Here is a 12884-nt window from a genome sequence, read left to right on the forward strand (position 1 = left end):
CTGCGACCAACCACCGCGCAACCGCTCTAAAACGACCACCCATCGCCCCGCAGATATCTAATCGAACCTATTCACGCCCGTCCCACTCCACCTTACTGAACCCTGATGGTGGAGTAAGGATCATGGCTCAGCCATCGATTTTAGTGCTGGAAGACGACGAGATCATTCGCTCGTTAATGGTGGACGTACTGGAAGACTTCGGGGCTCATGTCACTTCTTTCCCGTCGGCGGATGAGGGGATGATTTACCTGGAGCGCGGCGACGACCCGGTTGACCTGATTGTGAGCGATATCCAGATGCCGGGTTTGCTCAACGGCTATGACCTGAGCAAGGTGGTGGCGCATCGCTGGCCATCGGTGCCGGTGGTGCTGACCTCCGGCAATACCAGGTTAGCCGCACAACTGGGCGGTTCTGTGCGTTTTTTGCCCAAGCCGTGGAGTACCGAACATTTGGTGGAGTGCGTGCGAAACGCGCTGACCCAACAGGGCGCCTCCCTGCATTAATAGCACCGCAATATCATCCAGACCGAACTTGATGTGCCGCCCTGTGGTCATTAATTACGCAAGGAGCGACTTTTCTGATCCGCTGGTCAGGCTTTTCGCCTTATGCGTGAAGTTGACGGCAATGCATTGTGTAGAATCGTCGCCTATTTAATCGCGTCATTCATGGCCAAAAGGCCCACAGTTCGAGCTCACTGAATGCATTCACAGGCCCCTGACCTTGCTGCGCCCTCATTGCTGGAAGCGTTGCGCTCAGGCACTGGTGTGCTGCATGTAGCATTGGAGAAACGCCTGCCGTTTTTCTCCGAACGCCTGGATGCCGACTGGTACCAGCGCTTGCTCCAGGCGTACTACGGTTTTTATGCACCGATCGAAGCGGCGTTGTATGAAAGTGGTTTGATCCCCGATGGTTTCGATACTGCATTGCGTGTGAAAACACCCACCTTGCTGTGTGATCTCCACGCCCTTGGCCTGACTGACGCCGCCATCAGCGCCCTGCCCCGGTGCCGCAAACCGCCAACGTTCGATAACCCCGCAGCCTGCCTCGGCGCACTGTATGTGCTGGAAGGCGCGACCCTGGGCGGCCAGGTATTGCGCCGGGAAATGGGCAAGCGCCTGAGTATTGATGCGGATAACGGCGGTGCGTTTCTCAACGTGTACGGCGCCGAGACCGGTCGGCGCTGGAAAGACTTTCTCGATTACCTGGGAGACCAGCCACTGGACGCGCCAGCGACACAGCGCGCGGTGCAGGCAGCCTGTTCGACATTCAGCGGCTTCGAGCAATGGCTCGCCAGCCAGGAGGTACTGCTATGAAACCCGACGATTTTGAAGAACTGCTTGCCAACTGTGCCGACGAACCCATCCGCACGCCGGGGGCGATTCAGCCACACGGCGTGTTGCTGACACTGTCGGAGCCAGACCTCCATATTCTGCAGGTCAGCGCCAACGTCGGCACCTTGTTCGGCCACGCGCCAGAGTCGCTGTTGGGCCAACCACTGCACACATTGATTGGCGCGGAACACGCCCACGCCGTGCAGGCTATGGCTGAGGACAACACATTTTTCGACGCACACGCGCTGCATATCCACTTCAACGGTGTGCAATTTGAAGGCTTGCTGCATCGCCATCAAGACGTGCTGGTGCTGGAATTCGAACCGCGCCTCGAAGACTTCAAGCCCCGTGCCCTGAATGGCCGCACGAGTGACTTGGGCAAAATGCTGCAACGCCTGCAGTCGGCGAAAACCCTGCAAGCGCTGTACGAAATCAGCGTGAATGAAATCCAAACCATCACCGGTTATGACCGGGTACTGATCTACCGCTTCGAAGAAGAAGGCCATGGCCAGGTCATCGCTGAAGCGTCGGCGCCGTCCATGGAGCTGTTCAACGGCCTGTTCTTCCCCGCATCCGACATCCCCGAGCAGGCCCGCGAGCTGTACCGCACCAACTGGCTGCGCATCATCCCGAATGCCGCCTACGAGCCGGTGCCGCTGCTGCCCAAACTGCGCCCGGACACCGGCCAGCCGCTGGATTTGAGCTTTGCGACGCTGCGCAGCGTGTCGCCGATTCACTGCCAGTACATGCAAAACATGGGTGTGTTGTCGTCCATGAGCATCTCGTTGATGGCGGGCGACAAGCTCTGGGGCCTGATCAGTTGTGGTAACCGCGAGCCATTGCTGGTGCCCAATGAACTGCGTATCGCCTGCCAGACCATCGGCCAGGTGCTGTCGCTGCAGATCAGCGCCATGGAGGCCCTGGACATCAGCCGTCAACGCGAAGAAAAAGTCGAGGCACTGGTGCGGCTTGAGCGGGCGATGAAGGCCTCTGAGCAAAACGTCTTCGATGGCCTGGCCCAGCAGCCGCAATTGCTGATGGACCTGACCCTGTCGGGCGGCGTGGCAATCATCGAAGACAAGCAACTGCATCGTTACGGCAACTGCCCGGAGCCGGAGCAGATTCGCGCGCTACACAAGTGGCTGCAACAGCACGGCGAGCCGGTCTTTTCCAGCCACAACCTGGTGTCGGTGTATCCGCCCGCCGCCGAGTTTCAGCAAATGGCCAGTGGCGTGCTGGCCATGAGCTTGCCCAAGCCTGTGGATAACGGTGTGCTGTGGTTTCGCCCGGAAGTGAAGGAGAACATCAACTGGAGCGGCAACCCGAACAAACCGCTGGACCTGGAAAACTCCGACGCCGGTTTGCGACTGCGCCCTCGCACTTCGTTTGAAATCTGGAAAGTTGAAATGGCCGGTATCTCCACCAAGTGGAGCCACGGCGACCTGTTCGCGGCCAACGACCTGCGCCGTTCGGCCCTGGAAAACGACCTCGCGCGCCAAGTGTTGCGCGAGCAACAGGCGGTGCGCGCGCGTGATGAACTGGTGGCGGTGGTGTCCCACGATTTGCGCAACCCGATGACGGTCATCTCGATGCTCTGCGGCATGATGCAAAAGGCCTTCAGCTCCGAAGGCCCGCACACGTCGCGGCGGATTTCTTCGGCCATCGACACCATGCAACAGGCCGCCGGGCGTATGAATGTGCTGCTGGAGGACCTGCTCGACACCTCGAAAATCGAAGCCGGGCGTTACGTAGTCAAGCCCGTGGCGCTGGATGTCAGCCAGATGTTCGAGGAGGCCTACGCCCTGCTCGCGCCATTGGCGATGGAGAAAGGCATCGACCTGGCATTCAACGCGGAACCCGGCCTGCAGATCAATGCCGACCCGGAGCGCCTGTTCCAGGTGCTGTCGAACCTGATCGGCAATGCCATCAAGTTCACCCCGCGGCAGGGCAACATTGGCATCAGCGCCATGAGCACCGGCGAAGAAATCGTGTTTTCGGTGCGCGACTCCGGCGAAGGCATTGCGCCTGAACAGTTGCCGCATGTGTTTGACCGTTATTGGACCCAGACCGAAAACAACCCCACGGGCAGCGGGTTGGGGCTGTACATCACGCAGGGCATCGTTCAAGCGCACGGGGGGCGAATCGAAGCTCAAAGTGAGTTGGGGCGCGGCAGTGAGTTCAGGTTTACCGTGCCCAAGGCGGACTGAAACGCCATCAGCCGCCTGAGAAAACACGCGGACACCTTTGGCCGGGAACGCAGGCCCCGGCCAATGCCACTGACTCAGTGCGCACTCAAAGGGAATGTTGATGCGATCAGCGATCCTTCAATTGAGCATGAGGTCTACCCATGATGATTGGTAACACGTTCCACACCTATAACCTCAATCAAGCCCTACAACGCGAGCAGCTCCCAGCCAAACCGGCGGAAAACGCTTCGCCCCATCACGGCAACGCGTCCGGGCAAACCCAGCCGCAATCAAATCAATCTTCTCTGGCCACTCTCGGACAAGGCCGGCTGCTTTGACACAACAAGGCCCAACGAGCAGACCGGGCGGCCTGCGCCGCAGTTGATACGCCCCAGCGTGCAGCCCTGTTGCGCTGCACGCGGTTAACAAAACACTGACATCCTCTGCGCTACCCTTTTCAGCCCTACCTTGTGAGAGCTGCGTCCTCATGCCTCAACCCGATTCATTGCCCGCGGTGCTTGCTGGCCCGATGCTCAGGCGCCTGGAACCCCAACGTCTGGTCGTGTGGTTGGTGGGAAGCCGAACCCTGCAATTGAGCTTGAGGCTGCAGTTACCCACAGGCGAGACGCTGGCTATCGACCTCGATGCGCAGCACTGCCATGTCGTCCCGGTTGGGCGGCAGGCCTTTATTCACCTGATCGACGTACGGCTGAGTGCGCCTCTGCCCCAGGACGTCGCCATTGGCTACGACGTGATGGTCGACGGCTGCGGCATCGCCGAATGGGCGCCACACCTTCTGTACGCCAACGCCAAGTCCGCGAGCTTTGTGCTGCACAGCCGCGTCCACCAGTTGGTGCACGGCTCCTGCCGCAAACCGCATCACTGGGCCGACGAAGGCTTGCTCTGCGTCGACCGCTTGCTGGCTGACGCCCACACACCGGCCCAACGCCCGGCCCTGCTGATGATGAGCGGTGACCAGATCTACGCCGACGATGTCGCCGGGCCCATGCTGCGGGCGATTCATGCGCTGATCACGCGCCTGGGGCTGTTCGACGAACACCTGGAAGGCGCCGTGGTGAACGACAGCGCCAGCCTCTACACGCATCACGCCAGCTATTACCATCGGGCGGACCTGCTGCCCGCGCTGGACAGCAACGAGACCCTGCGCGAACGTTTTTTCGGCGGTGCAAAGAAGCCGATTTTCACCAGCAGCACCGCCGACAACCACTTGGTGACCTTCGCCGAGGTGCTGGCGATGTACCTGCTGGTCTGGTCGCCCACGCCCTGGACGCTCATCACGCCACAGCCACCGCAACTGGGCGTCGAGGAACAGCAGCGGTATACCCGCGAACAGGTACAGATCGATCAGTTCCGCCATGGCCTGCCCGGCGCCGCGCGGGTGTTCGCCCACCTTTCGACGCTGATGATCTTCGACGACCACGACATCACCGATGACTGGAACCTCAGCGCGCAATGGGAAGAAACCGCCTACGGCCATCCGTTCTCCAAGCGCATCATCGGCAATGCCCTGCTCGCTTACCTGCTATGCCAGGGCTGGGGCAATCAGCCGTGCGCCTTTGATGAATTGCTCATCCAAATCCAGGCATTGACCGCAACCACCCAAGCCAATCATCTGGACGCCGCAGCACAGGATGCGCTGTTGCAAGGGCTGTTGAAATTCCAGCAATGGCATTACGTACTGCCCACCTCCCCCGCCCTGGTGGTGCTCGACACGCGCACCCGGCGCTGGCGCAGCGAGTTCACCCTCAAGCAACCGTCCGGCCTGCTGGACTGGGAAGCCTTGAGCGAGTTGCAACAGGCCCTGCTGGATCATCCCAGTGCCATCATCGTCTCGCCCGCGCCGATCTTTGGCGTCAAGCTGATCGAGACGGTGCAGAAGGTATTCAGTTGGTGCGGCTACCCACTGCTGGTGGACGCCGAAAACTGGATGGCCCATCGCGGCGCCGCCCAGGTGATCCTCAACATTTTCCGCCACTCGCGCACGCCGGGTAACTACGTGATTCTCTCGGGCGACGTGCACTACTCGTTTGTCTACGAAGTGCTGATCCGCCACCGCAACGCCGGCCCGAGGATCTGGCAGATCACCAGCAGCGGCATCAAGAACCAATTCCCGCCACGCTTGCTGGAGTGGTTCGACCGCCTGAACCGCTGGCTCTACTCGCCACGTTCGCCCCTCAACTGGTTCACGCGCCGACGGATCATGCAGGTGGTGCCGCATATTCCGGAGCATGCGCAGGCCGGTGAGCGGCTGTGGAATTCGGCGGGAATCGGCCAGGTGTTTTTCAATGCACAGGGCCAACCCGAGGCGATTTACCAGCACAACGCCGATGGCACGCCTCGCACGAGAATGGTCGCGCCAACGTGATGGTCTGTAGCGGCTAAACTGAAGCAGCAACCCTCTGCGATTCAAACCGCGCAAGCCCCGATGCAGCGCAGGGCTTGCGTTGCAGCCTCGCTAAAACGCGACAGCGCTCACCTCACCGTACCGGCGGCGCGTACTGGATGCCGCCGTTGCTCCACAACGCATTGAGCCCACGCTTGATCTTCAACACGCTGCCCTGGCCGACATTGCGTTCGAACACTTCGTCGTAGTTGCCCACTTGCTTGACGATCTGCACCACCCAGTCCTTGCGCAGCTTCAGGTCTTTGCCGTAATCGCCGTCGGCACCGAGCAGGCGGGCGACATCGGGGTTCTTGGTGGACTTGGCCTGTTCTTCGACGTTCTGCGAGTTGATGCCCATCTCTTCGGCATTGAGCATGGCGAACAAGGTCCACTTGACGATGCTGAACCACTCATCGTCGCCCTTGCGTACCAACGGCCCGAGCGGCTCCTTGGAGATCACCTCGGGCAGCACCACAAACTCATCCGGGTGAGCCATCTTGATGCGCTGCGCATACAGGCCCGACTGGTCGGTGGTGAGCACATCGCAACGCCCGGCTTCAAGGCCCTTGGCGCTTTCGTCGGCGGTGTCGAAGGTAATCGGCGTGTACTTCATGCCGTTGGTGCGAAAGTAATCCGAAACATTCAGTTCGGTGGTGGTGCCGGCCTGGATACAGACGGTCGCGCCGTCCAATTGCTTGGCGCCGGTCACGCCCAACTTGTTGTTCACCAGAAAGCCGATGCCGTCGTAATAGGTCACACCGGTGAACACCAGGCCCATGCCGGAATCGCGGGAACTGGTCCACGTCGTGTTGCGTGAGATCAGGTCGATTTCACCCGATTGCAGCGCGGTGAATCGCTCCTTGGCGGTCAACTGGCTGAACTTCACTTTGGACGCATCACCGAACACGGCCGCGGCGACTGCGTGGCAAACGTCCACGTCGATGCCGGTCATCTTGCCCTTGGAATCGGGCACGCCAAAACCCGGCAGGCCATCACTGACGCCACACTGGATAAACCCTTTCTTCTGGATCGCATCCAGGGTGACGCCGGCGTGAGCGCTGCCCGCCAGGCCCACGGCCGCAGCCGCCGTGAACGCGGCCAAGGTGGTTTTGAGGTTTTTCATGCGAGGCACTCCCTGTCGAACTTTATTATTCGGCGCCGCACAGCCCGCGCCGGTTTATAGTGTTGCCGCGCAGTATCGACGGCTTTACTGCCCAGCCACAAACGACCTTTAGGCAAAGGCTCCTTCCGATTTGGAATGAACTGCATGATCTCAAAACGCTTGACCCCTTCGATGACCGCCCTGCAATGCTTCGAAGCCGCCGCCCGCCACCTGAGTTTCACCCGCGCCGCCGAAGAACTGCACCTGACCCAAAGTGCCGTGAGCAAGCAGGTGGCGCAGCTCGAAGAAATGCTTTGCCACAATCTCTTCGAACGGGTGCGCCAGCGTTTGTATCTGTCGCCGGCGGGCTCGCTGTACCTCGCCGAGGTGCACAAGATTCTCACCCAGGTGGACATCTCCAGCCGCTACATCCTCACCTATGGCGGCGAGACCGAGGTGCTGCGCATCGCCACCCAGCCAACGTTCGGCGACCGCTGGTTGGTGCCCAAGCTCAAGGATTTCGCGGCCAAACACCCGACTATCCACCTGGATGTGCGCAACGAACTGGAGCCCTTCGACGTGCTGCAGGCCAAGGCCGACATCGCGTTTTTCTTCGGCCAGGGCTCGTGGCCGGGAGCAACCTGCATCGAGCTGTTTCGCGAAGCCGTGGTGCCGGTGTGTGCGCCGGGGTTTGTCGCCGAGGGCAGCGATGCGTCGTCGCGCCATACCTTGCTGCAATGCACGTCACGCCCGGAAGCCTGGCATGAGTGGTTCCTGGAACAGGGCCTGCACTCGCAGAACAGCTACCACGGGCCGCGCTTCGACACGTTCTACATGTGCATCCGCGCGGCGCAATCGGGCTACGGCGTAGCGTTGGTGCCGCAGTACCTGGTGGCCGACGAGTTGGCCAACGGCAGCCTGATGACCCCTTGGAATTACGCGATGCCCAGCGCCGGCGCGCACTTTATCGCCCACGCCGAACATGCCGGTGAGGTCCCTAAAGTGAACGCCTTCCTGACCTGGATGGTGAACTACACACACGCACATCCCGACTTTTAATAATGACCCGGCGACTTTATTTCGTTTGCGACAGGGCATGGCAGGCGGCTTAGATAAATAGAAGCCCGCCATTGCCGAGTCCGAGATTCATGAGCCGCGAAACCATCAGCCAGTCGATTTCCATTGTTCACCCCATCAGCCTCAGCCACGGCAAGAACGCTGAAGTCTGGGATACCACGGGCAAGCGCTACATCGATTTTGTCGGCGGCATCGGCGTGCTCAACCTCGGGCATTGCCATCCGGGCGTGGTGGCGGCGATTCGCGAACAGGCGACCAAACTTACCCACTACGCGTTCAATGCTGCGCCGCACGCGCCCTATATCGAACTGATGGACCGCCTGAGCGCGTTTATCCCGGTGGGCTACCCCGTCAGCGGCATGCTCACCAACAGTGGCGCGGAAGCGGCGGAAAACGCCTTGAAGATCGTCCGTGGCGCCACTGGCCGCACGGCGGTGATTGCCTTCGACGGCGCCTTCCACGGCCGCACCTTGGCCACGCTCAACCTCAATGGCAAGGTGGCGCCCTACAAGCAAAAAATCGGTGTACTGCCCGGCCCGGTGTATCACCTGCCCTACCCCAGCGCCGACAACGGCGTGACCTGCGGGGAGGCACTCAAGGCCATGGACCGGCTGTTCAGCGTTGAAATCGACGTCGACGATGTCGCCTGTTTCATCATCGAACCGGTGCAGGGCGAAGGCGGTTTTCTGGCCCTGGATATCGAGTTCGCGCACGCCTTGCGCCGCTTCTGTGACGAGAAAAACATCCTGCTGATCGCCGATGAAATCCAGTCCGGGTTCGGGCGTACCGGCCAGCGGTTTGCGTTCTCGCGCCTGGGTATCGAACCGGACCTGATCCTGCTCGGCAAAAGCATCGCCGGCGGCGTGCCCTTGGGCGCGGTGGTCGGGCGTAAAGCACTGCTCGACAACTTGCCCAAAGGCGGCTTGGGCGGCACCTATTCCGGCAACCCGATTGCTTGCGCGGCCGGCTTGGCAACGCTGGATGCAATGACCGATGCGCACCTGAGCACCTGGGGTGCACAGCAGGAAGAAGCCATCGTCAGCCGTTACGCCGCCTGGCGCGAACAGCGCCTGTCGCCCTATTTGGGCCGTCTGACCGGCGTCGGTGCCATGCGCGGCCTCGAACTGGCCAATGCCGACGGCACGCCCGCGCCCAGGCAACTGACCCAACTGCTCAGCCTGGCGCGGGATTCCGGCCTGCTGCTGATGCCCAGCGGCAAGTCGCGGCATATCATCCGGTTGCTGGCGCCGCTGACCATCGAGCCCGCCGTGCTGGAGGAAGGCCTGGATATTCTGGAGGACTGCCTCAAGCAGTTGGCTTGATCGCGTGGATTGTTTGGCGTAGGTCACGTTGACGTTGTCCGGCGTGGCCTGTAGTTGCGTGCCGGTGCCAATTCGATGGACAACCCCGTAGCGGCTCAACGACTATTCAGCGCCTAGCCACCCACCGCACGGAAGCGCCCATGCTCGATATCCTCCAAGGCACGCCCCTTTGGGTGTACGCCATTTACCTGTGGATTTGTTACTACGGTATCAAGGCCTGCCTGGGCGGGCGCGAGACTCGTCGCTCGTTGATGATCCTGCCGGTGGTGCTGGTGGTGTGGTCGCTGATGTCGCTGGCACCGTCCATCCTGTCGAGCAGCGCCTGGGTTGCCGGCGCACTGGCAGGCAGCCTGCTGGGGATGTGGCTGTTCAACGCACGGGGCGCGTGGCTCGACGCCAATGGCGACACCCTGGTGCTGGCGGGCACCTGGAAGACCCTGCTGATCTCGCAACTATTCTTTGCCGTGAAGTACTACTTCGGCTACCAGCAGGCGGTGCACCCGCTGCTATTGAGCACGCACCCGATGCTGGTGGCGGTCGGCGGTGTGTCCGGGTTTACCGTCGGTCTGTTCTGTGGGCGGGCCATACGGCTGCAGCGGGCGCTGGCCGTGTTGCGCCGCGATAAGGGCATTGTGCTGCCTTGACCTGATCCCTCTACCCACTGAAAATGCGCGACGCTTTTTTGTTCCGTTTATTGAAGTAGTGAAATGTTAATGTCCGATTCTTACACTGAAAAATCCGCCGAAGAGTCCGTAGTCGCCTTGCATTCCAAGGCCGAATACGAAAACGCCATCAATCTTTCACAGCATGTGCCTGCCGCCAAGATCATCAGCGAAATGGTGCTGGACGCGTTTCACACCTCCAAGGAAAGCGACCAGATCCGCGAATTGCGCGTGGCGATCCGCCAAGCCCACGACGCCTTCGACGACGACAAGGCCTACGACCTGATGGGCCAGCTCAAGCAACTCAAAGATGCCGAGGCCGCCGACAACATCGCCCTGGAAGACCTCAGCAGCAAATTTTCCATCAGCCGCATCTTGTCCAGCTTCAAGGACGACCCCGAGTTCCAGGAGCTGGTCTACGGCCTGGCCCTCAAAGTGCTGAACCAGTCCCACCAGGCCATCAGCAACCCGAGCGCCGGCAAGAGCAAAGCGTCACGCGCCAAGAAAGAAGCCGAAGTGTTTGTCATCAGCAAGGACGGCATCAGCGTCACCCTGCCGCTGCGCACGCCGCGCTCCAAGCTCAATGTTGACCGCGAGGCGTTCGAGTTCCTGGGTTTCAGCTTTGTGGGTGATGGCGATGACGCGGAGCTGGAGGTCGAAAGCTTTGTGGATAACACCGGCGCAGAGCAGCCGTTGAGCCGCAAGAGCGTGATTACTGCACTGCAGCAACAGACTGCGTTTGATGGGTACAGCATCGCGCAGCAGTAACTCGCTGCCTGTAACCCAGCGGGACTCAACAGGTGGGAGCGGGCTTGCCGGCTCCCACGTTGGATCGGCGGCAGTTCAAACAGTCGCCGCAAACACCTCGCGAAAACGCGCCATCTCCTGCTTGCTCCCCACCGTCACCCGCACCCATTGCGGCCAGTCTTTCCACACCCGCCCGACCAGCACGCCGTGTGCGGCCAGCGTATCGATGACCTGCTGCGCCGGTTGCTTTACGTCGATCATGAAGCAGTTGCTCTGCGACGCGGTGCAAGTAAACCCTCGGCCCTTGAGCCACGCCACGCTTTCTTCGCGCAACTGGGTGTTGAGCGCCTTGCGTTGCGCGAGCAGCTTGGGGTCTTCCAGGCTTGCCCGGGCACCAAGTAACGTGGAGGCAGCCGGCACATTGTCGCCGCCGAACACCGCCAGACGCTCCAGCAGTGCCGGGTTGCCGATTGCCAGCCCCAGGCGTGCGCCGGCCATGCCGTATATTTTCGAGAAGGTGCGCAGTACCAGCAAATCGTCGTGGTCCTTGACCCAACTGACACAGCTTTGGGCGTCCGAGAAGTCGATGTAGGCCTCGTCCACCACCAGCACACTGCCTTGGGGCTTGTTCGCCAGCGCTTGGCGGATCGCGTCGGTGGGTGTGACGGTGCCGGTCGGGTTGTTGGGGTTGCACAGGTAGAGCATGCCCGCCTGGGGATCGGCGGCGAGCATGGCCGGCACATCATGGGCGTGATGTGTATCGAGGCTCACTTCGCGCACCGGCGCCGCCCACGATTCGGCCGCCTGGCGCGGCACTTCGTAGCATGGCGTGGCCATCACCAGCCCGCGGCTCGCGCTGGTAAACGCCACGACGGCATAACGCAAGGCGGCCATGGAACCGGCAAATACCGCGACCTGTTCTTCGGCAATGCCTTGCTGGCGGGCAAACATACCAGCCAGGGCATACATGTGTTCGTAGGGGTAACGCCCGGAGCTGCCGACACCGCGCTGCATCGCCTCGCGGGCGGCGTCCGAGGGGCCGTAGGGGCTTTCGTTATAGTTGAGCCGCACCGTGTCAGCCGTGGCCGGTGGCGGGCTGGCAACCGCCCAATCCAGGCGCCCCAGCACCGGCAAAGCGGCGCCGAAGGCGAGAAGGGAGCGGCGACTGACACTGACCATGGGGCAACTCCTTGTAGGCGGGTGCTGAATTCACGCAGCACGTACAAAGGAGTATGACGAGGCAGCGCTCGGCTGATTTAGCTCAGCTGCAGCTTGTGCTTCAGGCTATGCATGACACTCGCCTTGTTCTGCAGGTAGTCATTCAAGCCTCGCGCGCGCAGGTTGCACGCATCGCACTGGCCGCAACCGGCGCCAATGATGCCGTTGTAGCAGGTCAGGGTCTGGTGCTGCACCAGTTCCAGTTGGTGGTGGTAGTCAGCCAGCGCCCAGGTCTCGGCCTTGTTCAGCCACATCAGCGGGGTGTCCAGGCGCAGCGTGTAATCCATCCCCAGTTGCAGCGCCGTGTTCAGCGCCTTGACGAACTCATCCCGGCAATCGGGGTAGCCTGAGAAGTCGGTTTCGCACACGCCGGTAATCACGGTCTCAGCTTTAACCTGATAGGCGTAGATCGACGCCAAGGTCAGGAACAGGATATTGCGGCCCGGCACAAAGGTGCTTGGCAGGCTTTCACCCGAGCTGTTCACGGTCGGCACGGGAATGTTGTCGCGGGTCAGGCTGCTGATGGCCAACTCGTTGAGCAAGGACACGTCCATCACTTTGTGAACGGTGGCCCCCAGTTGTTGCGCCAAGCGCTGTGCGACTTCAACTTCCGCCACGTGACGCTGACCATAGTCGAAGGTGATGCAGTGCACTTCGTCATACAGCGGCAGCGCCTGGATCAAGCAAGTGGTCGAGTCCTGCCCGCCACTGAATACCATAACGGCTTTTTTACTCATCACGTTGCTTCCTGCATTTGTAGAAGGTGGGAATAGTTTAAAGGGCATGCCATAAAAAACCCCGCGCTTCTTGCGAAGGCGGGGTTTTTTAATGCATG

At 61.0% G+C, this 12884-nt stretch carries 12 protein-coding genes; 9 read left to right on the forward strand and 3 right to left on the reverse strand.

What is annotated here, in order from left to right; all coding sequences use genetic code 11:
- Positions 1-122 precede the first annotated feature (122 nt).
- The 5 genes from CPH89_RS04935 to CPH89_RS04950 all read left to right on the forward strand — a co-directional run bounded on the left by CPH89_RS04935 (position 123) and on the right by CPH89_RS04950 (position 5903).
- Positions 123-503: a response regulator gene (locus CPH89_RS04935; RefSeq protein WP_053257904.1), complete on the forward strand. Its 381-nt coding sequence runs from the start codon at positions 123-125 to the stop codon at positions 501-503.
- Between the two features lie 195 nt (positions 504-698).
- Positions 699-1313, forward strand: a complete 615-nt coding sequence (locus CPH89_RS04940; protein WP_053257905.1) for a biliverdin-producing heme oxygenase — start codon at positions 699-701, stop codon at positions 1311-1313.
- A complete protein-coding gene (locus tag CPH89_RS04945; protein WP_053257906.1) occupies positions 1310-3538 on the forward strand; it encodes an ATP-binding protein in 2229 nt (742 codons plus the stop codon). Before CPH89_RS04940 ends, CPH89_RS04945 begins: the two co-directional genes overlap by 4 nt.
- Positions 3539-3678: 140 nt before the next feature.
- Positions 3679-3855, forward strand: coding sequence for a hypothetical protein (locus CPH89_RS30080; protein ID WP_155512291.1), 177 nt, complete (start codon positions 3679-3681; stop codon positions 3853-3855).
- 149 nt (positions 3856-4004) lie between these two features.
- The gene (locus CPH89_RS04950) at positions 4005-5903 is read left to right on the forward strand and encodes an alkaline phosphatase D family protein (protein WP_053257907.1); all 1899 of its coding nucleotides are present in this window, start codon (positions 4005-4007) and stop codon (positions 5901-5903) included.
- A 112-nt stretch (positions 5904-6015) separates the two neighbouring features.
- Here the strand turns inward: CPH89_RS04950 and CPH89_RS04955 are convergent, their stop codons facing one another.
- Entirely contained in the window at positions 6016-7044 is a 1029-nt protein-coding gene (locus tag CPH89_RS04955) for an amino acid ABC transporter substrate-binding protein (protein ID WP_053257908.1), read from the reverse strand.
- A 144-nt stretch (positions 7045-7188) separates the two neighbouring features.
- Here CPH89_RS04955 and CPH89_RS04960 point away from each other — a divergent pair, with 144 nt between their 5' ends.
- The 4 genes from CPH89_RS04960 (at position 7189) to CPH89_RS04975 (ending at position 10852) form a co-directional block, all read left to right on the forward strand.
- Positions 7189-8082, forward strand: a complete 894-nt coding sequence (locus CPH89_RS04960) for a LysR substrate-binding domain-containing protein (protein WP_053257909.1) — start codon at positions 7189-7191, stop codon at positions 8080-8082.
- Positions 8083-8171: 89 nt separating this feature from the next.
- On the forward strand, positions 8172-9422 hold the full coding sequence (locus tag CPH89_RS04965) for a 2-aminoadipate transaminase (RefSeq protein ID WP_053257910.1): 1251 nt from the start codon (positions 8172-8174) through the stop codon (positions 9420-9422).
- Positions 9423-9562: 140 nt separating this feature from the next.
- A complete protein-coding gene (locus tag CPH89_RS04970) occupies positions 9563-10066 on the forward strand; it encodes a DUF6622 family protein (RefSeq protein ID WP_053257911.1) in 504 nt (167 codons plus the stop codon).
- Between the two features lie 69 nt (positions 10067-10135).
- Complete coding sequence (locus CPH89_RS04975) at positions 10136-10852, forward strand: hypothetical protein (protein WP_053258043.1); 717 nt, start codon at positions 10136-10138, stop codon at positions 10850-10852.
- 75 nt (positions 10853-10927) lie between these two features.
- On the opposite strand, the gene ptaA is transcribed toward CPH89_RS04975, so the two are convergent.
- Positions 10928-12010: a pyoverdine biosynthesis transaminase PtaA gene (ptaA, locus tag CPH89_RS04980; RefSeq protein ID WP_053257912.1), complete on the reverse strand. Its 1083-nt coding sequence runs from the start codon at positions 12008-12010 to the stop codon at positions 10928-10930.
- Positions 12011-12087: 77 nt separating this feature from the next.
- Positions 12088-12786: a 7-cyano-7-deazaguanine synthase QueC gene (queC, locus tag CPH89_RS04985; protein WP_053257913.1), complete on the reverse strand. Its 699-nt coding sequence runs from the start codon at positions 12784-12786 to the stop codon at positions 12088-12090.
- Positions 12787-12884: the final 98 nt, after the last annotated feature.

Origin of the sequence: Pseudomonas fluorescens, from assembly GCF_900215245.1 — a bacterium.
GTDB classification, from domain to species: Bacteria; Pseudomonadota; Gammaproteobacteria; order Pseudomonadales; family Pseudomonadaceae; genus Aquipseudomonas; species Aquipseudomonas fluorescens.